Origin of the sequence: Comamonas koreensis (assembly GCF_014076495.1) — a bacterium.
Classification (GTDB): Bacteria; Pseudomonadota; Gammaproteobacteria; order Burkholderiales; family Burkholderiaceae_C; genus Comamonas; species Comamonas squillarum.
Genome location: NZ_CP043575.1, coordinates 1390397 through 1417195, shown reverse-complemented (window position 1 = coordinate 1417195; position 26799 = coordinate 1390397). Strand labels below are relative to the sequence as shown.

The window sequence follows — 26799 nt, the reverse complement described above, 5'->3', positions numbered from 1 at the left end:
CCCAAACGGGCGGCTCCAAGCCGTTGGCGGCGATAGGGCGGGCGAGAAAACCCTGGCAAAATCTGCCGCTGCCCACGGCACCTCGGCACAAGGGCGTCAGGCGCTGAGAGGGTCTGCAACACAGATGCTCCGCCTATGGAAAACACCGCAATGACTACCGAGCACCCCCTCCCCTGGGTGGCAGAACACCTGCTTGCCGCGCTGCAAGGCGAATGGCGTTTTTCCCGCAGCCTGCAAGATCTGGTGACCCGCAACCCCATTGGCACCGTGCAGGGCCAGGCGCGCTTCACGCCCGAAGGGGCGAGCGCGGCCCACTACACCGAGAGCGGCCAGATGGTGCTGCAAAGCGGCGGCTCGTTTCGCGCCAGCGGCAGCTATTTCTTCAGCCAGCAAGGGGCCCATTTGTGCATCTATTTCGATGCCCAGCAGCAGCGCCTTTTTCACCGGCTGCATCCTGCCGTCGACCAGGACGGGCAGCTGAGCGCCAGCAGCTCGCACCTGTGTATTGCGGACCGCTATGACAGCAGTTACGCGTTCCTGCGCAGCGGCGGCTTTGTCATCGAGCACCAGGTGCGTGGGCCGCACAAGTCCTACCGCAGCTATACCTTGTATGAGCGGCTGGCGGGCGCCCCGACCACCAGCAGCACAGCGATCTGAGACGTCTAGGAGGCAGCCTAGACCAGCGGATTTAAAGTCCGTTGATCCAAGAACCTGTTCAATGTCTCCTCGCGCCGCGACAGTGTCTTTGCGGGATGGGATGCGAGGGGGGCGCTTAGCCGCGCAGTGCGCAGCCAATAGCCCGCTATTGGCAAGCACTGCAACGCCGCAGACCGCCCCTGCCCGGGCGGCCCTAGTCGGGCACCCCTTGCCGGCCGCCCACAAAGCCACTGTCCCTACGGGTTGGAGTGAAATCGGGCAATTTCTTCACGCTGGCCCTTGCTTGCACCCCGGTGCAAGCTGCGTTCCATCCCTTCGAACTCATCCCGATTGCACTCCAACGCGGCTGCGTAGAGACTTTGAACAGGTTCTAAACACTGCCCCCTCAACAACGCATCAACTGCCCTGCTCATCCTCTGAGCTGCCTGCGCCGCCTTCCAGCACCGCCAGCAACGCCGACAGATGCGTATTGAGCGCCGCCAGGCTTGCTGCGGGCAAGGGCTGCAGCAGCGCACGTTCCTTGTCCACATGGGCGGTAACGGCGGCATCAATGAGCTTGAGGCCGGGCTTGGTCAGCTGCACCAGCATGCTGCGCGCATCTTGCGCATGGGGCACCCGCTCGATCCAGCCATTGGCTTCCAGGCGCTTGAGCCGGTGGGTCATGGTGCCCGAGGTCACCATCAGGGTGGAAAACAGCTCGGTGGGGCTGAGCCGGTAAGGCGCGCCCGAGCGCCGCAGCGCGGCCAGCATATCGAACTCCCAAAAGCTCAGGCCGAACTGCGCAAAGTTCACATCCAGACTTTGCTCGATCAGTGCGGAACAGCGCTTGATGCGGCCAATCGGACCCATCGGGCTGGCATCCAGATCGGGCCGCTCGCGCGCCCATTGCGCCAGGATCGCGTCCACGGCATCACCCGCAGAGGACAAAGGTTTTTTTGGCATTTGTCTTGATATCAAGATATTTAAAGGTTAGCATTCATTTTATCTTGATTTGAAGATAAAACCTATGCAAGCCCTCCCACGCCCGTCCCGCTGGCAAGACATCGCCCTCACCGCGCTGGCCCCTATGGTCTGGGGCTCCACCTATATCGTGACCTCGGAGCTGCTGCCACCCCACCGCCCTTTCACCGCCGCGCTGATCCGGGTGCTGCCCGCTGGCCTGCTGCTGGTACTGGCCATGCGCCGGCTGCCCGCGCAGCAGCACTGGCTGCGCCTGCTGATCCTGAGTGCGCTCAATATCGGCGCCTTCCAGGCGCTGCTGTTTGTGGCGGCCTACCGCCTGCCCGGTGGCCTGGCCGCCGTGCTGGGCGCCATCCAGCCGCTGATGGTGATGGCGCTGGCCTGGTGGGCCGACGGCAAATCCCCCGCCCGCAGCACCTTGGCGGCGGCCGTGGCCGGGGTGCTGGGCATGGCGCTGCTGCTGGTATCGCCGCAAACGGTGTTCGAGCCCATCGGCATTGCCGCGGCCTTCTTGGGCGCCGCCTGCATGGCCAGCGGGGTCTGGCTCACGCGCCGCTGGCAGTTGGACTTGCCGGTGATGGCGCTCACCGGCTGGCAGCTGCTGCTGGGCGGCCTGATGCTTGCGCCGCTGGCCTGGTGGCTGGATGCACCGCTGCCGTCGCTCAGAGCTGTACAAGGGCTGGCCTATGCCTATCTGTGCCTGGCAGGCGCGCTGCTGGCCTATGCGCTGTGGTTTCGCGGCATTGCACGTTTACCCACCGTGGCCGTCGCATCGCTGGGCCTGCTCAGCCCCCTCACCGCCGTCGTGCTGGGCTGGGCGCTGCTGGGCCAATCGATGACCGGCATGGCGCTGGCCGGCCTGGTGGTGGTGCTGGTCAGCGTGCTGGCCGTGCAGTGGACGGCGGCGCCTTCTCGCTGATGCCGACCTGCCCGTTTTTTCACCCCTTAGCCACTCAACCTGACCATGACCAATCCCGTACAACAAGCCATTGAAAGCCGCGTCTCCGTCCACCGTTATGTCGATGGCCCGCCGCTCGGTGAGGCCCGCATCCAGGCCTTGATCGCACAGGCAACGCGTGCCCCGTCGCCCTATAACATGCAGAACTGGCGCTTTATCGCCGTGCGCTCTGACCGGCTTCTCAACAGACGTGAGCAGCCAAGGTGACTGGGCAAACCCCTGGAAGGTCGGAGAATCGTTGTAATAAATAACGACATCTTTTCTATGCCAGGCATGACCCTAAAAGCGCTGCGTTTGCAGCCAGCCGCCCCACAGCAACAGCGCGGTGATGCATAGCTACCTGCTTTGGGCGACGCCTACCTTGGTGGTGGCGCTGGCCATTGCCTTTCTGAAGTGGAACGCGACCCGGGCAGCGCTGCTGGGTCTGGCGCTGACGGTGCCCATTGCGTTTTTCAGCGGACCCATTCCGTTTTCCATCGACAAGCTCGGTGAGTCGCTCATGCGGGGGGCCTGGATTGGCGGGACCATCGCGCCCTATATTCTGGGCGGCCTGCTTTTTTGGCGCGTTGCGTCCAGCAAACATGCGCTCGGCGGCGCTGACGCTCCCTCTGCGGGTCTCGACCCCCATGCGCGCCGCAGAAGGCTTTTCTTTGCCTGCTTTTTGGTCGGCCCTTTTGCCGAGTCTGCGACTGGGTTTGGCGTCGGAATGGTGGGCACGGTGATGATGCTGCGCCACCTGGCCCTGGCGCCTCGCCACCTGATGGTGTTTGCCTTGCTCAGCCAGACCTTCATTCCCTGGGGTGCAATGAGCAGCGGCACGCTGCTGGGTGCAGCCTACCTGCGGGTGTCGCCCACGGACCTGGCCCTGTATTCAGCCGTTCCTGTCGCGACCTTGATGCTGCTGTGGCTCACCCTGTTCTGGGTCACTTTGCACCAAGGCAAAGAGCACATGTCGCTCCGCGAGTGCGCGTGGGAGTTGCTCTGGGTGGCGGCAAGCCTGGTGAGCCTCGTTGCCTGCACCTACTTGCTGGGTCCGGAGACCGCACTGCTTGCCGCCTTCAGCCCGCTCATCATTCTTCGCTACCTGGTGGATGAGCGCCCCGATGGGCAGCAAGTTCGCCAACGTGCCATCGCCTGCCTGCCCTATGGCTTGATCATTGGATGGCTGGCCGCGACCAGGCTCCTACCCAGCCTCAGGGAATGCCTGTCGACGCTGCTATGGTTCCGGCCCTTTCCCGACCTGCCCACCTTGCTGCCGCTGATGCATTCCGGCCTGTGGTTCCTGGTGGCCGCGCTGTTGACGGCGGCTTTGCGCAAGCGCACGCATACGCTCAAGGCCGAGGTCGCAGCCTCCTGGTCCACCGGCAAGCAGGCTGTGTGGACAGTACTTCTCTTTGCGATGATGGCGGAAATGCTCAATAAATCGGGCATCGCCCAAGGCCTGGCCAATGGCCTCTTTGCCGCGTGGGGGCGGGATGCGGTGATGCTCACCCCTGCACTGGCTGGCGCGCTGGGCATCATTGCCAACACCGGAAACGCTGGCAACAGCCTGCTGCTGCCACCGCTGTCCACGCTCGCGTCGCAGGCCGGCATCAGCCTGCTGGCCACGGGCGCGGTGGTGCATGTGTCCGGGCTCGCGCTGGGCTTTTTCTCACCGGTGCGCATGTCGATTGCGGCCAGGCTCAGTCATGGGGCTTCAGAGGAGCGGTCGGTCTACCTGTTCCTGCTGCCGTTTGCGCTGACGGCATTCGCGGTGATGACCTGTTTTGCCTGGCTCAGTACCTGGCACAGCTAGCACCGGCCCGGTGCAGCCGTTTCAGTAGCCAGGGAGATGGGTACCGAGGCCGGCTAGCCTGGCCCCTGCCACTCGACAAATTCCACCCTTTGGGATTCACACAAGCGGTTCAGCGCAGCGACGCCCAGCACAAAGTGCGCCTCCTTCTCATGCGCAGCCAAAGCCTGGCGGTCGGTCCATGCCTCAAAGAGATAGACCAGCTCCTTGCCCACCGCCACGTCGTAGCGCAGGCAGCCAGCTTCTTGCCGGCTGGCCTGCGCCAGCGTCGTGAGCGTCGAGACGACATCCGGCAAACAGCCCGCGCGCGGCTGCAGCGTGACGATCAGGTTCAGCGGTTCCGTCAAACCAGGCCTCCTTGGGTGCGCTGAGCAAACCATGCAGGCATGTCTTAGAACCTGTTCAATGGCTCTACGCAGCCGCGTTGGAGTGCAATCGGGATGAGTTCAAAGGGCTGATCCGCCGCTTGCACCGGGGTGCAAGCAAGGGCCAGCGCGCAGAAATCGCCCGATTTCACTCCAACCCGCAGGGACAGTGGCTTTGCGCTGCCCGGGAAGGGGCGCCCGGCGAGGGCCACCCGGGCAGGGGCGGTCTGCGTCGTTGCAAATCCTCGCAATAGCTGGGCTATTGCTGCGGTATTGCGCGGCTGGGCGCCCCCCTAGCATCCCATCTCGCAAAGACACTGTCGCGACGCGAGGAGACTTTGAACAGGTTCTTACTCCACCGTGACCGACTTGGCCAGATTGCGCGGCTTGTCCACATCGGTGCCGCGTGCCACGGCCGTGTGGTAGGACAGCAGCTGCAGCGGCACCACATGCAGGATGGGGCTGAGCACGCCGTAGTGCTCTGGCATGCGGATCACGTGCATGCCTTCGGCATTCTCGATATTGGTGTGGGCATCGGCCAGCACATAGAGCACGCCGCCGCGCGCGCGCACTTCCTGCATATTGCTTTTCAGCTTTTCCAGCAGCTCGTCGTTGGGGGCGACAGTGACGACGGGCATCTCGCTGTCCACCAGCGCCAGCGGGCCGTGCTTGAGCTCGCCGGCCGGGTAGGCCTCGGCGTGGATGTAGCTGATTTCCTTGAGCTTGAGCGCGCCTTCCAGCGCGATCGGGTAGTGGATGCCACGGCCCAGGAAGAGCGCGTTTTCCTTGCGCGCAAAGTCCTCGGCCCAGCTCACCACCTGGGGTTCGAGCGCCAGCACGGCTTGCAAGGCCAGCGGCAGGTGGCGCATTTTTTCCAGGTAGGCGTCGGACTGCGCTTCGGTGATGTAGCCCTTGCTTTGTCCCAGGGCCAGCGTCAGCAGGAACAGGCCCGCCAGCTGGGTGGTAAAGGCTTTGGTTGAGGCCACGCCGATCTCCATGCCCGCACGGGTGATGTAGCTCAGCTTGCACTCGCGCACCATGGCGCTGGTGGCCACATTGCAGATGGTCAGAGTGTTGGTCATGCCCAGGCCCTGGGCATGGCGCAGTGCTGCCAGCGTATCGGCCGTCTCGCCCGATTGGCTGATGGTGACGACCAGCGCCCGGGGGTTGGGCACGCTCTTGCGGTAGCGGTATTCGCTGGCCACTTCCACATTGCAGCGGATGCCCGCCAGGCCTTCGATCCAGTACTTGGCGGTGCAGCCGCTGTAGTAGCTGGTGCCGCAGGCCAGGATCAGCACCTCGTCGATCTCCTTGAACACGCGCCAGGCGGCATCGCCCTCCACGCCATCAAACAGCTCGGGCACCACCCTTTGCACGCCTTCGAGCGTATCGGCAATCGCGCGCGGCTGCTCGAAGATCTCTTTTTGCATGTAGTGGCGGTAGGGGCCCAGCTCCACCGCGCCGCTGTGCGCATGCACGGTCTTGACGGGGCGGTCGGCCGCCTCCAGTGTCTTGCCGTTGTGGTCCACCACCCAGTAGCGGCCAATCTGCAGGTCGACCATATCGCCTTCGGCCAGGTAGACGATCTGGTCGGTCACGCCGGCCAGCGCCATTGCATCGCTGGCCAGGAAGTTCTCGTTGTTGCCCACGCCCAGGATCAGCGGCGAGCCAGCCCGGGCGCCGACCACGCGGTGGGGCTCGTCCTTGTGCATGACAGCAATCGCATAGGCGCCGCGCAGGGACTTGATGGCCTGCTGCAAGGCCGTGAACAGGTCACCGTCGTAGTGGCTGTCCACCAGGTGTGCAATCACTTCGGTATCGGTCTGGCTCAGGAACTGGTAGCCCTTGGCCTGCAGCTCGGCGCGCAGCGCTTCGTGGTTCTCGATGATGCCGTTGTGCACCAGGGCCACGCGGCCGACGGCCTGCACATCGGCCACGCCCGGGCCTGCGCTGAAATGCGGGTGGGCGTTGTGCACGGCGGGCGCACCATGCGTGGCCCAGCGCGTATGGGCGATGCCGGTGGCGCCCTGCACCTGCTCGCTGGCCACCTGCTCCATCAGTTCAGCCACGCGGGCCGTGCTGCGGGCGCGGCGCAGGCCTGCCGGCTGGCGGCCATCAAGGCTCGCCTCATGCACGGCCACGCCGCAGGAGTCATAACCGCGGTACTCCAGCCGCTGCAGACCTTGCACCAGCACCGGGACGATATTGCGCGTAGAGACTGCACCAACAATGCCGCACATAGTGTTCACTCCTTGATCAACAATGGCTGCAGTGTAGACAGGTAAGCATTTTATTTTCTTTCCATTTTTGCGAGATTTTGAAATAATATTTCTTATTAAATATCTATTGAAATAAAATTTCAAAATGAATGAGAATTTGAATGATTTCACACTGGATATCATCGACCTGCAGCTGCTCGATGCCTTGCAGAAGGATGCCTCGGTGAGCAACCACGCGCTGGCCGACAAAGTGCATGTCTCGCCCCCCACCTGCCTGCGGCGCATCAAGCGCCTGCGCGAGATGGGCCTGATCGCCGCCGAGGTGGCCCTGCTCTCACACGATGTGCTGGCCAAGGTGCAGGGCTTTGGCCTGTTCGCGCTGGTGGAGGTCAGCCTGGATCGCCAGGGCGCCGAAGAGCTCGATGCCTTTGAGGCCGCCGTGGTGCAGAACGACCAGGTGCAGCAATGCTGGCGGGTCAGCCCGGGGCCGGACTTTGTGCTGGTGGTCTACGCCCATGACATGCCCGGCTACCTGGCGCTGACGCAAAAGCTCTTCACCTCGCAGAGCAATGTGCGCAATGTAAAAACCTACTTCGCCACCAAGCGCAGCAAGTTCATCACCCGCATCCCCTTGCCCAAGGGGCCGCACCTGTCGCACCACGGCTAACACCATTACCGCGTAGTTTGCGGCTCCGGCGCCCTCTGGAGCCCTGCGATTACCCGCTTGGTAAAAACGGGCATTGCGCCACAGCCTTGCCACCCGGCCCGCTGCAGCCACGATGCATGGCCGCGATGTGCATGACCACTCTCAGGCGGTCGTTGTGGACGAAAACATTCAACAAATGTAATAAGCCCGGACTGGCTTGTCTTGGCGATAGTCCGGCCTCATACTTGCACCGTGAGTATCAAACAGTAACATTGCGAGGCCATCCTGCGCAGACTGTGACTCACTGGGTAAGAGAGGCAATACATGGTGCATATCAAAATGGACAGCACCCAGCAGCGCAGTGACTGGGGCCGCATTGTTTTCCTGGCGTCCTGTGCGCTCGCTGCCGCAGGCGCACTGTGGCAGCGCAATGCCTCCTGGCCCGTCGGGCTGGCCGTGGCGCTGCCGCTGCTGGCCTGGCCCCTGCTGGCCCGCTGGCGCACCCGGCGCACCGGTGGGTCGGACGTCAACGATGTCATCCTCAGCTTTGTCGACGGCCTGGTCATTGGCGTCTGGGTGGCGCTGGTGCATTTCCACCTGCTGACCAGTGCCATCATGCTGATGGTGCTGGTGCACTGCACCTACGCCATGCAAAGCGTTCGCCATGCCATGCTGGCCGTGGTCGGCGCCATTGCAGGCCTGGCCGTCACCGGTCTGCTCACCTCGTTCGAGGTCCAGCACCACACCAGCACCTACACCATTGTCGGCAGCCTGCTGGCCGTCGCCCTGTATTTGGCCATGCAAGGCATTGCCACCGGCCACCTGCTGCGCAGCCTGGCCCACAAAGAACAGATGCTGATGGTGATGCGCCGCGTCGATGCGATGACCGGCTTTTTTGGCCGCATGTACTGGCAGGATCTGGCGACCCGCTTGTTCGCCTATGCCAAGCAAAAAGACATTCCGGCGTTCCTGATCGTCGTGGATGTAGATAACTTCCGCGAGCTCAACAGCCGCCATGGCGAGACCGCTGGCGATGAGGTCATCATTGCCGTGGCCAACACCTTGCGCACCTGCGTGCGCCCGGGCGATGCCACCTGCCGCTTTGGCGGCGACTCGTTTGCCGTGCTGCTGTCGGGTGTGAACCTGGACATCGCCAACCAGATTGCCGACCGCATCCACAGCCAGGCGCTCAACCGCCGTCTGCGCGACTGGCCCGATGTGCAGATCAGCGTCAGCATCGGCATTGCCAGCCTGGCCAAATACCACCAGTCGGTGGACGACTGGATCGTGCAGGCCGAAGCGGCATTGGAACAGGCCCGGGGCGCCCCGCGCATGTACGGCAGCTATGCCGAGCTGGAACCGATCTCGGCCGCGCACCTGGCTGAGCTGGCCAGCATGCCTGGCCCTGGAGCAGCCGCAGGCGCTTGACCGCAGCCCTCATCCCATAGCGCCGGGCATAGTGGAACCCGGGTCCACGCCAGACGCCTGTGCGGACATGCTCAGGCGCACTGGGGCTCAAGACTTCTTCTGCGGCCGCTCCCAATTGGCAATGCTGACCTGCTTGCCGCGCGCCACGCTCAAGGCGCCCGGCGGTGTGCTCTTGGTGATCGTGGAGCCGCCGCCCACGGTGCCACCGGCGCCAATGGTGACCGGGGCCACCAGCACACAGTTGCTGCCCACATGCACATCGGCCTCGATCACGGTGCGGTGCTTGTTGGCGCCGTCATAGTTGGCGGTGATGCTGCCCGCGCCGTAGTTGACCCGCTCGCCCACCTCGGCATCACCCAGGTAGGCCAGGTGGTTGGCCTTGGCACCATCGGCCAGGCGCGAGTTCTTGACCTCGACAAAATTGCCGATGTGCACCTGCTTGCCCAGTTGGGCACCCGGGCGCAGGCGGGCAAAGGGCCCGACCAGCGCGCCCTCGCCCACCTGGGCGCCCGTAGCCTCGCCGTCGATATGCGTAAACGGGTGGATCACCGCATCGGCCGCGATCTCGGCATTGCTGATATGGCAGTAGGCGCCAATGCGCGCGCCGTCACCAATGCGCACCTGGCCGCCAAAGATGCAGCCCACATCGATCTCGACATCCTGGCCGCAGATGAGCTGCGCCTTGCCGCCGCGCGCATCGTCGCGCAGGTCAAAACGGGCCGGGTCGGCCATGCGCACACCCTGGGCCATCAGCGCCTGGGCCTGGCGCATCTGGTGGGCACGCTCCAGCTCGGCCAGCTGCTGGGGGCTGTTGATGCCGGCCACCTGCAGCACATCGGCAATGCAATGGCCTTCCACCGCCACGCCGTCGGCAACGGCCATCGCCACAACGTCGGTCAGGTAGTACTCGCCCTGGGCGTTGTGGTTGTTCAGCTGGGCCAGCCAGGGCTTGAGCCAGCGCAGCGGCACGGCCATGATGCCGCTGTAAACCTCTGTGATCGCACGCTCGTCCGCATTCGCATCCTTTTGCTCGACGATGCGCTGCACCGTGCCCTCGGCATTGCGCACAATGCGGCCATAGCCTGTGGGGTCGGGCATGTTGACGGTGAGCAGGGCCATGCGGTCGCTGCCCGCGGCATTGAGCAGGCCTTGCAAGGTGTCCGCCTGCGTCAGCGGCACATCGCCGGACAGCACAATCGCCATGCCCTCATCGGCCAGCAACGGCACCGCCTGCTGCACCGCGTGGCCCGTGCCCAGCTGCGGCTCCTGGCGCGCAAAGGCCAGCTGGCTGATGCCGGCGCTGCTCTGGCCGATGGCCGCCTCCACCTGGTCAGCACCATGGCCGGTGATCACCACCGCCGAGCGGGCCTGCAGCTGGGCAGCGGTATCGAGCACATGCTGCAGCAGCGCGCGCCCGGCCAGCTTCTGCAACACCTTGGGGTGGCGGCTTTTCATGCGCGTGCCCTTGCCAGCGGCCATGATGATGATGTCGAGTGGAGCGGTCATGGTGAATCAGCGAGGCGGCGCCGGGCACCGCCTCTAATAGACAAAACCCTGTGATTATCGCGCGCTCTACAGGCTTTCAGCTTCCGCAGCAGCCACTGTCTTTGGGCAAAAAAAAGCCTGCGCAAGGCAGACTGTTGTGGGCAAGTGTTCGAATGAGGGACTTAGACAGCCCAGCAAACCGAAGGTTTGCGGTTGAGACGAGGCGTTCAGCCGCAGGCAGTACAAACGTACGACAAGGCTGGACAACGACGTATCAAGGGCTGTGTCAGTCACTCTATATGTTGTAGAGCATGCTGCCGTCGGTCTTACCCCATTGGAAGCGCGTGAACCAGCGTGCGGGCTGCTCATCCAGGTTGGGCTGGCCGCCCTGGTTCTTGGGGAAGTGGTAGACCAGCGCGTCCTGGCGCTTGCTCTCGATAACGACCGATTGGCCGGCCTTGAGCACGACCGTGTGACCGGCGTGCAGCACCAGGTCACCGGCTTGCAGGCTGGCTTCATTGCTCAGCCCCAGACCCAGGGTGACCCAGGCGGTGCCTTCGGAGATGCGCAGCACGACGTCGCGCTGGGGCACAAAGCTGACGGCCTTGCCGGTGGGCAGAATGCGCATCTCGGCAGCGGCCGAGGCAGCGCGGCTGGCACGCGCAGGGCGCGCAGCGATGGAGCCAGCAGACAGAACATGAGATGCAGACATTGCCATGGTGATTTCCTTTGCAGGGCCCTGGTGTCGTTGCGATCCTAGGGTTTACCCGATATGCGTATCTTGCGCCTTGGCGGCGCCTGCGTCCAATGAATAAAAGAGGGCCGATCGATGCAGCCACAGCATTAATGGTTTACCCTAGGTTTTTGGCTTTCCGCAGCTCCAAGGCCACACCAAGCCAGCGGCAGCTATCGAAGCAGGAGCATGATGGTTGGCCTGCCTCGGGGATACACCCTGGCGCAGTGTGTACTTCTTGCTACAGTGCCTCCACCATGCCAGACCTGCCTCTGCCGCCTTCCCTGCTCCGCACCCGGCCCATCGCCGTGGGCCATCTGCGTGCTTTTCTGGCGGTAGCTCGCTACCTGAACTTTCGCGCCGCCGCCGAGGAGTTGGCGTTGACCCAGTCGGCCGTCAGCCGCCAGATCCAGGCGCTGGAAGACGAGGTCGGCATTGCGCTGTTTTTGCGCCATACCCGCGCGGTGGAGCTAACCAGCGCCGGCGCCCAGCTGCAGCGCGCCGTGTCGCCGGCCATCGAGCGCATCGACTCTGCCGTGCGCCTGATTCGCCAGACCAGCGGCCGCAAGAGTGTGGCCATCACCACCTGGGCCAGCTTTGCCTCGATGTGGCTGATCCCGCGCATGGAGGCCTTCCAGCGCGACAACCCTGAGATCGACATCCGCATCGATGCCACCGACAACGTGCTTGACCTCGAAACATCGGATGTGGACCTGGCGCTGCGCTACAGCCTGCCCCAGCATGCCAGCAACGGCGCCCAGCGTTTGTTTGGCGAGCAACTGGCCGTCGTTGCCAGCCCCTGGTTGCTGCAAAGCCACCCGCGCATCCACCAGCCCGCCGATGTGGCCCGCCACACCTTGATCGAGGCAGGTGACGCCCACCGCCTGCAGCACCTGGACTGGCTGACCTGGGAGCGCTGGCTGGAGCTGCACGGCTGCGGCAATCTGCAGCCCAAACGCTGGCTCTACCTCAACTACGCGCACCAGATCGCGCAGGCCGCCCTGACCGGCCAGGGCCTGGCGCTGGCACGCATGCCGCTGGTGGCCGATGCGCTGGCCAATGGCGATCTGGTCGAAGTGCTGCCCGAGTACCGCATGGATTCGCCGCTGGCCTACTGGCTGCTGATCGGCCCGCGCAGCCAGCAGCGCCCCGAAGTGACGGCCTTTTGCGCCTGGCTGCAGCTGCAGGCCGCCGCTACCCGCACCGCCATCGGGGATACCACCGGCAGCTGATTGCCGCTTGAATCACACGCACGCTGATACGCCTGTCCTCTCAGCCCCGGCCAATTCACTATTAGACAAGCCTGAGCCCCCTCCCTACAGTCAAAGCGGCGGCCTGCGCGCTCCACACCCGCAGGCCGCCATCGATAACGACACAAGGAGACAGCCATGTTCAACCCTCGCTTTGGCCGCCGGCAGGCGCTGGCGCTGTGTGCGGCGCTGCTCGCGGGCGCCGCCAGCCCGGCGCTGCAGGCCCAGGACTTTCCCAGCAAGCCCATCAAATTCATCGTGCCCTTTGGGCCGGGCAGCGGCACCGATACGTCGGCGCGCTACTACGCCAAAAAGCTGCAGCAGCTCAGCGGCCAGCCGGTGGTGGTGGAGAACCGGCCCGGCGGCAATGGCTTTATTGCGGTCAAGCAGGCCTTGTCTGCTCCGGCCGATGGCTACACCGTCTTTATTGGCAGCAACTCCACCTTGGCGGTGAACACGGCGCTGTTCAAGGAGCTGCCCTATGACCCGCAAAAGGACTTTGCGCCGCTGACGATGATGATGCGCGCGCCGGCCATTGTCGTGGCGCCGGGGGATGCCGATACCAGGCAGCTCAAGGATTTGGTGGCCAAGGCCCAGGCCAGCCCGGGCAAGATCAACTTTGGCGCGGGCTCGGCCGGCTACCAGCTGATGGGTGAGCTGTTCAACGATGTGGCCAAGGTGCAGACCGTGCATGTGCCCTTCAAGGGCGCGGGCGAAGTGGCCACCGCCGTGGCCGGCCACACGGTGGACTACGCCTTTGCCGAGGCCACCTCGGTGCAGGAGCTGATCAAGGCCGGGCGGCTGACGGGCCTGGCCGTCGCCTCCGACAGCCGCGTGGCCGCCCTGCCCAACGTGCCCACCGCCCGCGAAGCGGGCCTGCCGGGCATCGAGGCCTACACCTGGGTGGGCGCGATGGTCAACAGCAAGACGCCGGCGGACACCAGCGCCAAGCTGGCGGGCTGGTTCATGCAGATTGCGACCGAGCCCGAAACCCAGCAGTTCTATGCCAACCTGGGCGCCACGGCGATGAGCGGCGGCCCGGCGCAGATGCGCCAGTTCCAGGCCGATGAGATTGCGCTGTGGAAGCGCATTGCGACCCAGGCCAAGATTGAGCTGCAGTAAGGCTGCAGGCCCGCCTGGTTCAAAGCGATCCAGCGCGCGGCCCGCGCACCCGTACACCCGGCTGCTCAGCGGCTGGTGCTGGTCGTCAGCCTCCCAGGGTCCAGGTCTTCCTTGCGGGCTGGCGCGTGGCAGCAGCTGTCAAAAAGAGGCGTTCAGAAAAAAGAGCCGCTCCCCAACGAAGGGGAGCGGCTCTTTGATCGATCAGCCAGCTTGGCCAGACCAGCCCGGTAAAGCCAGCTTTAGGCGGGAACGGCGGTAGCTTTAGGCCAAGGTCACGCGGGCAAACTTGCGCTTGCCCACTTGCACGACAAAGGTGCCGGCAGGCAGCTTCAGGCCCTTGTCTTCGATCACCACGCCATCCACACGCACACCGCCGCCGTCGATCAGGCGGTTGGCTTCGCTGGTCGATGGTGCCAGGTTGGCCTGCTTGAGCAGCGCGCCAATGCCCAGCGGCGCGCCGCTGAGCGCCACTTCGGGGATGTCGTCCGGAATTCCGCCCTTGCTGCGGTTGATGAAATCCTGCTCGGCCGCATCGGCTGCAGCCGCGCTGTGGAAGCGCGCAGTGATTTCCTTGGCCAGCAGCACCTTGGCGTCCTTGGGGTTGCGGCCGCCTTCGATCTCCAACTTGAGCGCGGCGATTTCGGGCAGGCCCATGAAGGACAGCAACGTGAACCAGTCCCACATCAGGTCGTCCGAGATCGACAGCACCTTGGCAAACATGGTGTTGGCGTCTTCGGTGATGCCGATGTAGTTGTTCTTGGACTTGGACATCTTGTGCACGCCGTCCAGGCCCACCAAGAGCGGCATGGTGAGCACGCACTGCGATTCCTGGCCATATTCGGCCTGCAGGTGGCGGCCCATCATCAGGTTGAACTTCTGGTCGGTGCCGCCCAGCTCCAGGTCGCTCTTGAGCGCCACCGAGTCATAGCCCTGCAGCAGCGGGTAGAGGAACTCGTGCAGGCTGATGGAGCTGCCTTCGTTGAAACGGGTGTGGAAGTCGTTGCGCTCCATCATGCGCGCGACGGTGTACTTGGCCGACAGCTCGATCATGCCGCGCGCGCCCAGCTTGTCGCACCACTCGCTGTTGTAGCGCAGCTCGGTCTTGCTCGGGTCGAGCACCTTGTAGGCCTGCTCGCGGTAGGTCTCAGCGTTCACCTGGATCTGCGCAGCCGTCAGCGGCGGCCGGGTGCTGTTGCGGCCCGAGGGGTCGCCAATCAGGGTGGTGAAATCGCCGATCAGGAAGATCACGGTATGGCCCAGGTCCTGCAACTGGCGCATCTTGTTGAGCACCACGGTGTGGCCAATGTGGATGTCCGGGGCCGTGGGATCCAGGCCCAGCTTGATGCGCAGGGGCACACCCGTCGCCTCGGATTTGGCCAGTTTTTTGACCCATTCCTCCTGTGGCAGCAGCTCATCCACCCCACGCAGACTTACCTGCAAAGCCTCTTGCACACGGTCGGTAACAGGGTAAGTTGTAACAGTCGATTGATTCATATGGGGTTTCTCAGGTTGCCAGCAAAGCCGAGGGCGTTATACTGCGTCCCTTGCGTTGCAGCGTTTTATTCTAGCCGCGTCTGTCAGACGATGTCCCAAGGGGACTTCATCCAGACCCGCGAACGCTGTTCATGAATTTTTTTGTGCCATCTTGTTAAAAAACACCTTACCGCGCCTGCAGACGCGGTTTGTTTTGGCTCCGACTACGCAGCCGGCAAGACGGCCATCCATAACCGGGATGGAACATTGAACAACGGATTCATCACCGCTGGCAGCCTCGTCATTCGCCAGCTGGTCAATACCGCCCAAACACACCCCAAGCGTCTCGCTGCTGCCCTCGCCGTCATGTTGATGACCGGTGGCGGCGCCGCTTTTGCCGTGGCTGAGCTGGGCCCCAATCCGTCCGACATGCCTGTGCAGACCGTGGAATACCCCGTCGAGTCGCTGGCTTCGGACATTTCGATCGCAGACCTGGTCGACGGACCAGGTTTTTCTTTGTACCGCACCGACGAGGTGCGCAGCAACGACACGCCCGAATCCCTACTGCGCCGCCTGGGCGTGGCGGACCCGGCTGCAGCGGCCTTCATCCGCAGCAATGCCAAGGCGCGCAGCGCCATCATTGGCAAGGCCGGCCGCCAGATCACCGCCGAGACCACCCAAAGCCATGAGCTGACCACCCTCACGGTGCGCTGGGCCGGTGACAGCAGCGATGTGTTCCAGCGCTTTAGCATCCGCAAGGCCGATGGCAAGTTCGACACCCTGACCGAATTCCTGCCGCTGACCCATGGCACGCGCCTGTCGGGCGGCATCATCCGCAGCTCGCTGTATGCGGCCACCGATGCAGCCAGCCTGCCCGACAACGTCTCGAACCAGATGGTCGAGGTGTTTGCCGACAAGATCGATTTCCGCCGTGCGCTGCGCGCCGGTGACCGCTTCTCGCTGGTCTACGAAACGCTGGAAGCCGATGGCGAGGTGCTGGGCACCGGCCGCCTGCTGAGCGCCGAGTTCCGCAACAACGGCAAGACCCATGAGGCGCTGTGGTTCCAGGACTCGCCCAAGGACAAGGGCGCCTACTACAACTTCGCCGGCGAAAGCGGCGAGCGCAGCTACATCGGCTCGCCGGTCAAATACACCCGCGTCTCCAGCGCCTTTGCGATGCGCGTGCACCCCATCCACAAGACCTGGTCGGCCCACAAGGGCACCGACCTGGCTGCCCCGCAAGGCACGCCCGTGCGCACCGTGGGCGATGGCCTGGTCACCTTTGCCGGCGTGCAAAACGGCTACGGCAATGTGATCTACATCGACCACGGCAACAAGCACGAAACCGTCTACGCCCATTTGAGCCGCATCGCCGTCAAGCAAGGCGCGCGCGTGGGCAAGGGCGACGAGATCGGTGCCGTCGGCCAGACCGGCTGGGCCACCGGACCGCACCTGCATTTTGAGTTCCGCGTCGCTGGGGAGCAGCGTGACCCGCTGGCCATGGTCGCCGAGAGCGAAACCAGCAAACCGATCAGCCGCCAGGCCCGCGCCAAGTTTGACAACCTGGCCAACAGCATGCGCCTGGCGCTGAACGACCAGATGCTGATGCTCGAGACCAGCGCCAACCAGTAAGCTGCTACGCCCGTCCGCCGGTAAGCAGCACGTAACAACTGCTGCCACCGCCCCCAGGCCCCCACAATCTTGGTATTGTTGGGGCCTTTGCTTTTGCAACCTTGAAGACAATGACTGAACGCTTTATGGGCCTGATGTCCGGCACCTCGCTGGACGGGGTGGATGGGGTGATTGCCCAGTGGCAGGACGGCCGCATGGAGGTGCTGCAGTACGCCAGCACCGGCTTTGCCCCCGAGCTGCGGGCCGAGCTGCTGGCGCTCAACAGCGCTGGCGAGCAGGAGCTGCACCGCGCAGCACTCGCGGGCAACGCGCTGGCACGCAGCTATGCGCAGGTGGTCGATCGGCTGCTGGCGCGCAGTGGCTTGCAGCCGAGCGACATCACGGCCATTGGCGCCCACGGCCAGACTGTGCGCCACCAGCCCGGCCTCTGGGATGGTACTGGCTATACCTTGCAGCTCAACAACCCTGCGCTGCTGGCCGAGCTGAGCGGCATTGCCGTGGTGGCCGATTTCCGCAGCCGCGATGTGGCCGCTGGCGGCCAGGGCGCGCCGCTGGTGCCCGCCTTTCACCACAGCGTGTTTGGCAATGGCGACGCGGCAGGCGGTCTGCGCTGGGTGCTCAATATCGGCGGCATCTCCAACATCAGCCGCCTCGACGGCGATGACATCCGCGGCTGGGACTGCGGCCCGGGCAATGCGCTGATGGACCACTGGTGCCAGCTGAACACCGGCAATCCCTATGACGATGGCGGCCACTGGGCGGCCAGTGGCCAGGTGATTCCAGATTTGCTAGCAGCCTTCATGGAAGAGCCTTTTTTCCAGCTGCCACCGCCCAAGAGCACCGGGCGCGACCTGTTCAACCCCGCCTGGCTGGCCCCGTTGCTCGAGCGCCATGCGCCCGGTGCTGCCCCTGCCGATGTGCAGGCCAGCCTGACCGCCTTCACCGCGCTGGCCATTGCGCAGGACATGCAGCGCCATGGCGCAGCCGAGGGCCAGACCTTGATCGTCTGCGGCGGCGGCGCGCTCAACCAGCACCTGCTGCAACGCCTGGCCGATCTGCTGCCCGGCATCGCGGTGGACAGTTCGGCCGCACATGGCCTGCCCCCGCAGCAGGTCGAGGCCAGCGCCTTTGCCTGGCTGGCCCGCCAGTGCTGGCAGCGCCTGCCGGGCAATCTGCCGGCGGTGACCGGTGCACGCGGGCCCCGGGTGCTGGGCGCAATCTACCCGCGTTGAGCGGCTAAGGATTGACGCTCAAGCATCCCCGCCATCGGGCGCCGGCTTGACCGGCTCATCCTTGTCGAGCTGGCTGAACACCAAGGTAGCGGCCAAGGTCATCAAAGCCACGGTCAAAAAGGTGGCGTGGATGGCGCGCAGCGACTTGTCCGGGTCGGTGATCCAGCGATCGGCATAGCCCGACAGCAGCGCGCCAGCCAGCGCCACACCAATGCCCATGGCCAGCATCTGCACCATCGACAAGAGGCTGTTGCCACTGCTGGCAAATTCGCCGTCCAGGTCTTTCAAGGTGACCGAGTTCATCGCCGAGAACTGCATGGAGTTGAAGCCGCCAAATACAAACAGCTGCAGCAGCAGCAACCAGGGCGGCTGCTGGGCGCTGGTCAATGCAAAGCTCGCCAGCATGATGGCGACCATCACCGAGTTGACCTGCAGCACGCGGCGGTAGCCAAAGTGCTGCACCGTCTGCACCGCAAAGCGCTTGACCAGCATGCTGCCCATGACGGTGGCCAGCATCATCATGCCGGCGTTCATCGGTGCCATGCCCAGGCCCACCTGCAGCAGCAGCGGAATCAGAAATGGCGCAGCCCCCGTGCCAAAGCGGGCAAACAGATTGCCCAGCAGGCCCACGCGCAGCGAGCGCACGCGGAACAGCATCGGCGGAAACAGCGGCTCGGGCACGCGCAGCGCATGCATCCAGTAGCTCGCCAGGCTGGCCAGGCCAAACACCATCAGCACCACCACCATCGCCATGCCCAGGCCCATGCCGGACATGCCATCGAGGGCCACTGAAATGGCCACCATGCCAAGCGACAGCAGCGCATAGCCCAGGCCATCGAACTTGCGCGGCACCGACCAGGTGGTCTCGGGCATCCAGCGGCGCGCGGCCCAGACGCCAAAGAGGCCCACGGGCACATTGATCCAGAAGATCCAGTTCCAGGTCGCGACCTCCACCAGCCAGCCGCCCAGGGTCGGGCCCAGCAAGGGGCCGATCTGGCCAGGAATCGCGATAAAGCTCATCGCGCGGATGAAATCGCCCTTGGGGTGGCTGCGCAGCACCGCCAGGCGCCCCACGGGCAGCATCATCGCCCCACCCACGCCTTGCACCACGCGCGCGGCAATCAAAAAGCCCAGGCTGGGCGAGAGCGCGCACAGCACCGAGCCCAGTACAAACAGCGCAATCGCCCACATGAAGACGCGGCGCGTGCCAAAGCGGTCGGCGATCCAGCCCGATGCAGGAATCAGCATCGCCGTGGTCAGCGAGTAGGCGACGATCACCGACTGCATCTTCAGCGGGCTTTGGCCCAGCGAATGGGCCATGGCCGGCAGCGCAATGTTCAGGATCGTGGCGTCGAGCGACTGCAGAAAAAAGGCAATCGCCACCAGCCAGAGCAGGCGCTCCTTGTGGGGCGCAACGGGGCGGGGGGTCAGTTCAGCGGACATGGACAAAACAAAAGCCGCTGGTCAACAGCGGCTTGTGGCAAGGTGGTGGGCCAGAAGGCAAGCACAGGAGCAATGCCTTCCATCACAGACTGCGCGGCTTATACCGAGAAGCTCGATCCGCAACCGCAGGTGGTCGTGGCGTTCGGATTCTTGATCACGAACTGCGCGCCCTGCAGGTCTTCCTTGTAATCGATCTCGGCGCCCAGCAGGTACTGGTAGCTCATCGCATCGATCAGCAGCGACACGCCATTCTTGGTCATGGTCGTGTCGTCGTCGTTGGCAATCTCGTCAAAGGTAAAGCCATACTGGAAGCCCGAGCAGCCGCCGCCTTGCACGAACACGCGCAGCTTCAGATCCGGATTGCCTTCTTCGGCAATCAGATCGGCCACCTTCGCCGCTGCACTGTCGGTAAAGACAATCGGGGTGGGCATTTCCGTCATGGTGTTTTCAGCAACTTCGCTCATGGGAGACGACTCCTGTCTTATTTGATGTACTGCAAAGGATGGTACTCCAATCGCATGTTTCTCGCAGCCTGCGAGCGGGGTGACGCCAATTGCAGTGTGGGAATAGCCAAGCCGTAGCGAGCAGCCATAAAAAAACCGCCCCGAGGGGCGGTTCTTGGCAAGTAGCCAGCAATTAACGCTTGGAGAACTGCTTTGCGCGGCGTGCAGAGTGCAGACCGACCTTCTTACGCTCGACTTCACGTGCGTCACGGGTCACGAAGCCAGCTTGGCTCAGTTGCGACTTCAGTGCTGCATCGTAATCGATCAGAGCGCGGGTGATGCCGTGGCGGGTGGCACCGGCTTGGCCGGATTCACCGCCGCCGTGCACGTTGACCTGGATGTCGAAGGTTTCGACATTGCCGGTCAGCACCAGAGGCTGCTTTGCAATCATGATCGAGGTTTCGCGGCCGAAGTATTGTTGAATGTCCTTGCCATTCACAACAATCTTGCCGGAGCCCTTCTTCAGAAACACACGGGCGACGCTGGATTTGCGACGGCCGGTGCCATTGTTCCAATCACCAATCATCTCGGGACTCCTTAGATTTCCAGCACTTTAGGCTGTTGGGCGGTGTGAGGATGCTCATCACCACCGTAGACCTTCAGCTTCTTGATCATGGCGTAGCCCAGAGGACCCTTGGGCAGCATGCCCTTGACAGCCTTTTCGAGAGCACGGCCAGGGAACTTCACTTGCATGTCGCGGAAGTTGGTGGCAGTGATGCCGCCTGGGAAGCCCGAATGACGGTAGTACACCTTGTCCGTGTTCTTGGTACCAGTGACCTTGATCTTGGAGGCGTTGATGATGACGATGTAGTCACCGGTGTCAACGTGAGGTGTGTAAATGGCTTTGTGTTTGCCGCGCAGACGGAGTGCCACTTCGCTGGCGACACGTCCGAGCACCTTATCGGTGGCGTCAATCACAAACCACTCGTGTTGCACCTCAGCGGGTTTTGCGCTGAATGTAGACATGAGTTTTCTCTTTCAATAGAGGGTTTGGCGAATCCTTTTCCGCGGTCGGTGCTTCTTCTAGACGCAACTCTCGTCACGCAGGAAGCCTCTTAGGCGGTACTCCCTCACATGCGGCGCGTAAGCACTGCACACAAAGTCCTCGCCGCGGGATTCATAAAAATCGCTGCGAAGCTCTCCATTATAAAAGTTTTTCGGCAAGACGTAAAGTGCCTCCTTACTTCCCGCCAATGGACTCGGTTCAGGCATTTTTTCGGTGTTTTTGGGGCTTGTAGCAGCTGCTGCATGCCCCTTTGGCGCCGTAGCACAGCGCTTGTCGCTACCATTGGCGCCCTATGTTCAGTTACCGCCACGCCTTCCATGCCGGCAATCACGCCGATGTGCTCAAGCACACCATCCTGATTGCCTCCCTGCAATACATGACGCAAAAAGAGGCGGCATTGGTTGCACTGGACACCCATGCCGGGGCGGGTCTGTACCGCCTGGACGGCGACTACGCCACCACCAGCGCCGAGGCCGACGAGGGCATTCGCCGCCTCGAAGGTGCCAAGGACCTGTGCCCCATGCTGCAGGACTATGTGGACATGGTCAAAGCCTTCAACACCAGCAACACCTACAAGGTCTACCCGGGCTCGCCCTTTATCGCGCAGCGCCTGCTGGGCGACCGCGACAAGCTCAAGCTGTTCGAGCTGCACCCCACCGACTGCCGCTCGCTGAGTGGCAATATCGCGCAGCTGAAGGCCGGCCGCCAGGTCCAGGTGCTGCTGGAAGACGGCTTTGAGGGCGTGAAGAAATTTCTGCCCCCGCCATCGCGCCGCGCCTTTTTGTTGTGCGACCCCAGCTACGAGATGAAGACCGACTACGGCCGTGTGCTCGACATGGTAGCCGACAGCATGCAGCGCTTTCCCACCGGCACCTATGCGGTCTGGTACCCGATCATTCCGCGCCAGGAAGCCCATGACCTGCCGCGCCGCCTCAAGACCCTGGCCAACAAGTTTGGCAAGAGCTGGCTCAATGCCGAGCTGACGGTCAAGAACAGCAAGATCACCACCGCCATGCGCCAGGGCGAAGAAAAGCGCCCCGGTCTGCCCGCCAGCGGCATGTTCCTGATCAACCCGCCGTTCACCCTGAAGGACCAGCTCAAGGTGGCCCTGCCCCAGATGGCCGAGCTGCTGCAGCAGGACAGCAATGCCGGCTATGTGCTGGAGAGCGGCGGCAAGTAAGCAGCGCAGGCGGGAAAGACACCGCCGCCCGGGTCAACCCCGGACAGAAAAACGCAGGCCATCGACAAAGATGGGCCTGCGTTTTTGCTTTTGTGTGCTGCGGTTTTACTTTTTGCGCCGTGCTGCGGGTGCGGCCTTGGCAGGCTTGGCCCGGGCCTTGGTGGCGGGTACCACGGCCCGCACGCGGCCAGGGTGTGCCGCGGCCTTGGCCGCCTGGTGACTGCGGGGCGCGGCATCACCGGCCAGTGCCCCGCTGCCGCGCCGCCCGGCCAGCACAAATGAGGGGCAGTCGTCGTCATCGTCGTCCAGGGTCCACAGCTCCACCGGCTTGATGCCCAGGCCCAGCATGCCCAGCTCCTGGGCCGCGCCCTGGCTCAGGTCGATGATGCGGTCGCCGGCATAAGGGCCCCGGTCATTGATGCGCACCACCACGGCCTTGCCGGTGACCATGCTGCGCACGCAGACCTGGGTGCCAAAAGGCAGGGTCTTGTGGGCTGCCGTCAGGCCTTCCTTGTCAAAGCGCTCGCCATTGGCCGTCTTGCGGCCATGGAACTGGCCGCCATACCAGGAGGCCATGCCTTGCTGGTCGGCCGAGCGGTAAGGGTCTTGCTTGAGGGCGGGAGGAATATCGGGCACATCCCAAGGGCGCGAGAGCCCATCGATGCTGCTGAGCGGCGCCGACGGCGGCAGCACCAGGCCCAGGCCACGGCGCTCACCGGACAGCGCGGCCAGCTCTTCAGGCGCGGTGGAGGTGATGGCCGACTCGGCGGCCGAGCGCTCGGGGGCTGTGAATGCGGCTTCGGGATGCACAGGGCCCTGCGCTGTGCTCTGCGTCACGCCATCGGGCGCCGTGCCATCGGGCGCAGCGCCGTCGCTGTCGCTGGGCACATGCACGCAGCCACCGGCGAGCGCGGCCAGGCTGACAGCGGCCAGCCAGCCTCGGCATCGCGATCGTGTGGATGAGGGCAACAGCAACTCCTGGTCTTTCCGCGTTCGGCACATTCGGGGCCACCGCGCTGCAAGACCACAGCGCTGTTGGCTACAGCCCCAGCCGGTCGCAGATCGCCAGTGTGGCTGCGCTTTGGTTCATGGTGTAGAAGTGCAGGCCGACGGCACCACGGCGGCGCAGGTCCTCGCACATCTGGGTCACCACATCCAGGCCAAAGGCGCGGATGCTGGCAACATCATCTCCATAGCCTTGCAGTCGCAGACGAATCCAGCGCGGGATCTCGGCACCGCAGGCATCCGAAAAGCGCATCAGCTGCGTCGATCCGGTGATCGGCATAATACCCGGGATGACCGGCAGGTCTACCCCGCGTTTTTGTAAATCTTCTTGAAATCTGCAAAAGGCATCGGCGTTGAAGAAGTACTGCGTGATGGCCGAATCGGCACCGGCTTTCACCTTGGCCAGAAAGGCCTGCAGGTCCGCTTCAGGGTTGCGCGCCTGCGGGTGCATCTCCGGGTAGGCGGCCACTTCGATGTGGAAATCCTGGCCGAATTCGTCGCGGATAAACGTCACCAGATCGCTGGCGTAGTGAAACTCGCCACCCAGGCCATAGCCACTGGGCAAGTCGCCGCGCAAGGCCACCAGGCGCTTGACGCCCATGTCCTTGAGCTGCTGCAGCTGCGCACGCACGGTCTGCTTGGTCGCGCCCACGCAGGAGAAGTGCGATGCCGCATCCACGCCCTCATCAAGGATGGCCTTGACCACGCCAAAGGTGCCCTCTTGCGTGGAGCCGCCGGCCCCATAGGTCACCGAGCAGAACTGGGGCTTGCGCGCATACAGCGCCTGGCGCACCACGCGCAGCTTGTCAGCGCCTTCGGGCGTCTTGGGCGGGAAAAATTCAAAACTGATGGGAAAGGTCATGGCCGTCTTCCAGGTCGTCAATACTCAGCGCTCGTTGCGTTTTTTCTGCTTGCTGCGTGCCGGGCCGGGCTGGCCAAAGCTGGCCGCTTCTGGGTCCACATACAGCTCCTGCAGATCGCGCTTGGCACGCATATCGGCCCGCGATGGGCGCTTGGCTGCGGCCTTCTTCGCTGGCGCGGCAGGCGCGGCAGGGGCCTCATCGCTGGCATCGGCTGCCGCAGGCGCAGGCAGCTTCACCACGGCGCCTTGCTGGGCATGCACAAAGAACTCATGGTTGCCGTCACCGCCATCGATGACCGAATCCAGCCATTGCTTGACCTCCAGGCCCAGCTCGGCGAGGCAGGCGCGGATGCGCTGTTCCACCTCGGCGTACAAGGCCTTGTCGCGCACAATGCCGCCCTTGCCTATCTGGCCGGGCTGCAGCTCGAACTGGGGCTTGACCAGCATCAGCAGCTGGCCGCCGGGCTTGAGCACGCTCACCACCGCTGGCAGCACGAGGGTCAGCGAGATAAAGGACAGATCGCCGGTGACAAAGTCAAACTCGGGGCGGATATCGACGTTCTCGGTGCCGGCGCGGCGGCGGCGCTCGACCGGAGCCGTGCCTTCTGCCTTGGCGCGCTGCTTGGCATTGCGCTCTGCCTTGAAGTCCTCGATCTCCTGCTCTTTGGCGTCCTGGCTGTCGTCGTATTCCTCATCGATCTGGCCGCCATTGCGCATCCAGGCATAAGGGGCCACCGGCTGGGTGTCGTTGTCCTCTTCTTCCAAGACGATCTCGGTCAAAGCCAGATCGCAGGCCGCCTGCAAGGACTCGGGCGTCAGCGCGCGGGCATTGAAGCCCTCGACACAGACCACGCGCGCATCGGCGCGCAGGCGCTCGTGCAGCTGGCCCGTGCCGACATCGACACCGATCACCTGCTGGGCACCGGCCTGCAGCAGGCAGTCGGTAAAGCCACCGGTGCTCTGGCCCACGTCCAGGCAGCGCAGGTCCCGGACCACCAGGCCGGTCGCCACCAGCGCGCCTTCGAGCTTCAAGCCGCCGCGCGAGATGTACTTGGCTTCCGAGTCATCGAGCAGCTCCACCTGGGCGCCTGCTGGAATCTCGTCCCCGTTCTTGGCCACCTTGATCCAGGGGGCCAGCGAGGTGGTGCGCCATTGCACACCCGCAGCAATCAGGCGCTGCGCCTGCGAGCGGGTCGACGCCAGGCCCGTTTCCACCAAAAACACATCTGCGCGCATGCGCGTTCCTTCAATCAAAACGACCGGCTGGCCCGCCCAAGCGGAGCAGCCCGTCTTCACAACAAATGCCCAACAGGGCTGCAGCGCCTAGCGGCACACAACGGTGTCACCAGGCGCTGGGATTACCGCTCAATTTAATAACGGTAGGTTTCAGGCTTGTAAGGGCCTTCCTTCTTCACGCCGATGTAGTCCGCTTGCGCCTGGGTCAGCTCGGTCAGCTGGGCGCCGACCTTCTTCAGGTGCAGGCGTGCGACCTTCTCGTCCAGCACTTTGGGCAGCACATAGACCTTGCCCACTTCGTAGGCGTCGGGGCGGGTGAACAGCTCGATCTGCGCCAGCGTCTGGTTGGCAAAGGAGTTGGACATCACAAAGCTGGGGTGGCCGGTGGCGCAACCCAGGTTCACCAGGCGGCCCTTGGCCAGCAGGATGATCTTCTTGCCATCGGGGAAGGTGATGTGGTCGACTTGCGGCTTGATCTCTTCCCACTCGTACTTTTCGATCGATGCGACATCGATTTCGTTGTCGAAGTGGCCGATGTTGCAGACGATGGCCTCGTCCTTCATCGCGACCATGTGCTCGTGGCGGATGATGTCCTTGTTGCCAGTGGTAGTCACGAAGATATCGCACTTGTCAGCGGCGTACTCCATGGTCACGACCTTGTAGCCTTCCATCGCCGCTTGCAGGGCATTGATCGGGTCGATCTCGGTCACCCAGACTTGCGCGCGCAGCGCAGTCAGCGCCTGGGCGCAGCCCTTGCCCACGTCACCGTAGCCAGCGACCACGGCCACTTTGCCGGCGATCATCACATCGGTGGCGCGCTTGATGCCGTCCACCAGCGATTCGCGGCAGCCGTAGAGGTTGTCGAACTTGGACTTGGTCACCGAGTCGTTGACGTTGATCGCGCGGAACAGCAGCGAGCCGTTGGCCGACATTTCGTTCAGGCGGTGCACGCCAGTAGTGGTCTCTTCGGTCACGCCCAGGATCTGGGCCGACTTGCGGCTGTACCAGGTCGGATCGACGGCCAGCTTGGCCTTGATCGCGGCAAACACGATCTTCTCTTCTTCGCTGCCGGGGTTGGCCAGCACGGAGATGTCCTTCTCGGCCTTCTTGCCCAGGTGCATCAGCATGGTGGCATCGCCGCCGTCGTCCAGGATCATGTTCGGGCCTTCGCCTTCGGTGCCCTTGGCGCCGAATTCAAAGATCGCGTGGGTGTAGTCCCAGTAGTCCTTGAGCGACTCGCCCTTGATCGCGTACACGGGCACGCCGGTCTCGGCGATGGCCGCTGCTGCGTGGTCCTGGGTCGAGAAGATGTTGCACGAGGCCCAGCGCACTTGGGCGCCCAGCGCCGTCAGCGTCTCGATCAGCACGGCGGTCTGGATGGTCATGTGCAGCGAGCCGGTGATGCGCGCGCCCTTCAAGGGCTGGGCAGCGGCGAACTCTTCACGCACGGCCATCAGGCCAGGCATTTCGGTTTCGGCGATCTTGATTTCCTTGCGGCCCCAAGCGGCCAGGGAAATATCGGTAATCGCGGAGTCAGCGGGATTGAAGCGAACAGCAGCGTTCATGGTTTTCTCCAAAAATTGAATGAAAAACCACGTTCCGCGGAAGAAGG

Annotated in this window: 25 protein-coding genes; 11 read left to right on the top strand and 14 right to left on the bottom strand. The window is 63.7% G+C overall.

Features of this window, described 5'->3' with window-relative positions:
- Positions 1-150 precede the first annotated feature (150 nt).
- Positions 151-657, top strand: coding sequence for a DUF6314 family protein (locus tag F0Q04_RS06370; RefSeq protein ID WP_182344965.1), 507 nt, complete (start codon positions 151-153; stop codon positions 655-657).
- A 396-nt stretch (positions 658-1053) separates the two neighbouring features.
- Here the strand turns inward: F0Q04_RS06370 and F0Q04_RS06365 are convergent, their stop codons facing one another.
- Positions 1054-1599, bottom strand: coding sequence for a MarR family winged helix-turn-helix transcriptional regulator (locus tag F0Q04_RS06365; protein ID WP_182344964.1), 546 nt, complete (start codon positions 1597-1599; stop codon positions 1054-1056).
- A 64-nt stretch (positions 1600-1663) separates the two neighbouring features.
- Here F0Q04_RS06365 and F0Q04_RS06360 point away from each other — a divergent pair, with 64 nt between their 5' ends.
- The 3 genes from F0Q04_RS06360 to F0Q04_RS06350 all read left to right on the top strand — a co-directional run bounded on the left by F0Q04_RS06360 (position 1664) and on the right by F0Q04_RS06350 (position 4370).
- The gene (locus F0Q04_RS06360; protein WP_182344963.1) at positions 1664-2536 is read left to right on the top strand and encodes an EamA family transporter; all 873 of its coding nucleotides are present in this window, start codon (positions 1664-1666) and stop codon (positions 2534-2536) included.
- 45 nt (positions 2537-2581) lie between these two features.
- Positions 2582-2782, top strand: a complete 201-nt coding sequence (locus F0Q04_RS06355) for a nitroreductase family protein (RefSeq protein ID WP_116927728.1) — start codon at positions 2582-2584, stop codon at positions 2780-2782.
- Between the two features lie 121 nt (positions 2783-2903).
- Complete coding sequence (locus F0Q04_RS06350) at positions 2904-4370, top strand: hypothetical protein (RefSeq protein ID WP_182344962.1); 1467 nt, start codon at positions 2904-2906, stop codon at positions 4368-4370.
- A gap of 53 nt (positions 4371-4423) precedes the next feature.
- Here F0Q04_RS06350 and F0Q04_RS06345 read toward each other — a convergent pair whose 3' ends face one another.
- Positions 4424-4714 (bottom strand): putative quinol monooxygenase, encoded by a 291-nt coding sequence (locus tag F0Q04_RS06345; RefSeq protein WP_165841249.1) that lies wholly within the window; start codon positions 4712-4714, stop codon positions 4424-4426.
- Between the two features lie 368 nt (positions 4715-5082).
- Positions 5083-6972, bottom strand: a complete 1890-nt coding sequence (gene glmS / locus F0Q04_RS06340; RefSeq protein ID WP_182344961.1) for a glutamine--fructose-6-phosphate transaminase (isomerizing) — start codon at positions 6970-6972, stop codon at positions 5083-5085.
- 124 nt (positions 6973-7096) lie between these two features.
- Here glmS and F0Q04_RS06335 point away from each other — a divergent pair, with 124 nt between their 5' ends.
- Together F0Q04_RS06335 and F0Q04_RS06330 are read left to right on the top strand one after the other, a co-directional pair.
- Positions 7097-7618 (top strand): Lrp/AsnC family transcriptional regulator, encoded by a 522-nt coding sequence (locus F0Q04_RS06335; RefSeq protein ID WP_182344960.1) that lies wholly within the window; start codon positions 7097-7099, stop codon positions 7616-7618.
- 303 nt (positions 7619-7921) lie between these two features.
- The gene (locus F0Q04_RS06330; RefSeq protein WP_182344959.1) at positions 7922-9025 is read left to right on the top strand and encodes a GGDEF domain-containing protein; all 1104 of its coding nucleotides are present in this window, start codon (positions 7922-7924) and stop codon (positions 9023-9025) included.
- Positions 9026-9112: 87 nt separating this feature from the next.
- On the opposite strand, the gene glmU is transcribed toward F0Q04_RS06330, so the two are convergent.
- Together glmU and F0Q04_RS06320 are read right to left on the bottom strand one after the other, a co-directional pair.
- Positions 9113-10531 (bottom strand): bifunctional UDP-N-acetylglucosamine diphosphorylase/glucosamine-1-phosphate N-acetyltransferase GlmU, encoded by a 1419-nt coding sequence (gene glmU / locus F0Q04_RS06325; protein WP_182344958.1) that lies wholly within the window; start codon positions 10529-10531, stop codon positions 9113-9115.
- Positions 10532-10805: 274 nt separating this feature from the next.
- Positions 10806-11228, bottom strand: a complete 423-nt coding sequence (locus tag F0Q04_RS06320; RefSeq protein WP_116927721.1) for a DUF2917 domain-containing protein — start codon at positions 11226-11228, stop codon at positions 10806-10808.
- Between the two features lie 272 nt (positions 11229-11500).
- On the opposite strand from F0Q04_RS06320, the gene F0Q04_RS06315 reads away from it, so the two are divergent.
- Together F0Q04_RS06315 and F0Q04_RS06310 are read left to right on the top strand one after the other, a co-directional pair.
- Complete coding sequence (locus tag F0Q04_RS06315) at positions 11501-12475, top strand: LysR substrate-binding domain-containing protein (protein WP_182344957.1); 975 nt, start codon at positions 11501-11503, stop codon at positions 12473-12475.
- Between the two features lie 156 nt (positions 12476-12631).
- Positions 12632-13615, top strand: coding sequence for a Bug family tripartite tricarboxylate transporter substrate binding protein (locus F0Q04_RS06310; RefSeq protein WP_182344956.1), 984 nt, complete (start codon positions 12632-12634; stop codon positions 13613-13615).
- Positions 13616-13876: 261 nt separating this feature from the next.
- On the opposite strand, the gene tyrS is transcribed toward F0Q04_RS06310, so the two are convergent.
- Positions 13877-15109: a tyrosine--tRNA ligase gene (gene tyrS / locus F0Q04_RS06305; protein WP_116927718.1), complete on the bottom strand. Its 1233-nt coding sequence runs from the start codon at positions 15107-15109 to the stop codon at positions 13877-13879.
- A gap of 246 nt (positions 15110-15355) precedes the next feature.
- On the opposite strand from tyrS, the gene F0Q04_RS06300 reads away from it, so the two are divergent.
- A complete protein-coding gene (locus tag F0Q04_RS06300) occupies positions 15356-16720 on the top strand; it encodes a M23 family metallopeptidase (protein ID WP_182344955.1) in 1365 nt (454 codons plus the stop codon).
- A gap of 110 nt (positions 16721-16830) precedes the next feature.
- Positions 16831-17952, top strand: a complete 1122-nt coding sequence (locus F0Q04_RS06295) for an anhydro-N-acetylmuramic acid kinase (protein ID WP_182344954.1) — start codon at positions 16831-16833, stop codon at positions 17950-17952.
- An 18-nt stretch (positions 17953-17970) separates the two neighbouring features.
- Here F0Q04_RS06295 and mdtD read toward each other — a convergent pair whose 3' ends face one another.
- The 4 genes from mdtD to rplM all read right to left on the bottom strand — a co-directional run bounded on the left by mdtD (position 17971) and on the right by rplM (position 20864).
- On the bottom strand, positions 17971-19395 hold the full coding sequence (gene mdtD, locus F0Q04_RS06290) for a multidrug transporter subunit MdtD (RefSeq protein ID WP_182344953.1): 1425 nt from the start codon (positions 19393-19395) through the stop codon (positions 17971-17973).
- Between the two features lie 98 nt (positions 19396-19493).
- Positions 19494-19859, bottom strand: a complete 366-nt coding sequence (gene erpA / locus F0Q04_RS06285; RefSeq protein WP_021026899.1) for an iron-sulfur cluster insertion protein ErpA — start codon at positions 19857-19859, stop codon at positions 19494-19496.
- A 172-nt stretch (positions 19860-20031) separates the two neighbouring features.
- A complete protein-coding gene (gene rpsI, locus F0Q04_RS06280) occupies positions 20032-20424 on the bottom strand; it encodes a 30S ribosomal protein S9 (RefSeq protein WP_021026900.1) in 393 nt (130 codons plus the stop codon).
- A gap of 11 nt (positions 20425-20435) precedes the next feature.
- Positions 20436-20864, bottom strand: coding sequence for a 50S ribosomal protein L13 (rplM, locus tag F0Q04_RS06275; protein ID WP_021026901.1), 429 nt, complete (start codon positions 20862-20864; stop codon positions 20436-20438).
- Positions 20865-21196: 332 nt separating this feature from the next.
- Here rplM and F0Q04_RS06270 point away from each other — a divergent pair, with 332 nt between their 5' ends.
- On the top strand, positions 21197-22084 hold the full coding sequence (locus F0Q04_RS06270) for a 23S rRNA (adenine(2030)-N(6))-methyltransferase RlmJ (RefSeq protein ID WP_021026902.1): 888 nt from the start codon (positions 21197-21199) through the stop codon (positions 22082-22084).
- 105 nt (positions 22085-22189) lie between these two features.
- On the opposite strand, the gene F0Q04_RS06265 is transcribed toward F0Q04_RS06270, so the two are convergent.
- The 4 genes from F0Q04_RS06265 to ahcY all read right to left on the bottom strand — a co-directional run bounded on the left by F0Q04_RS06265 (position 22190) and on the right by ahcY (position 26752).
- Entirely contained in the window at positions 22190-23053 is an 864-nt protein-coding gene (locus F0Q04_RS06265) for a septal ring lytic transglycosylase RlpA family protein (RefSeq protein WP_232539523.1), read from the bottom strand.
- Positions 23054-23123: 70 nt separating this feature from the next.
- Positions 23124-23951 carry a methylenetetrahydrofolate reductase [NAD(P)H] gene (gene metF, locus F0Q04_RS06260; RefSeq protein ID WP_021026904.1) on the bottom strand — a complete coding sequence of 276 codons (828 nt, stop codon included), beginning with the start codon at positions 23949-23951 and terminating at the stop codon, positions 23124-23126.
- Positions 23952-23975: 24 nt separating this feature from the next.
- On the bottom strand, positions 23976-25187 hold the full coding sequence (locus tag F0Q04_RS06255; RefSeq protein ID WP_182344952.1) for a TlyA family RNA methyltransferase: 1212 nt from the start codon (positions 25185-25187) through the stop codon (positions 23976-23978).
- 134 nt (positions 25188-25321) lie between these two features.
- Positions 25322-26752: an adenosylhomocysteinase gene (ahcY, locus tag F0Q04_RS06250; protein ID WP_116927713.1), complete on the bottom strand. Its 1431-nt coding sequence runs from the start codon at positions 26750-26752 to the stop codon at positions 25322-25324.
- Positions 26753-26799 lie beyond the last annotated feature (47 nt).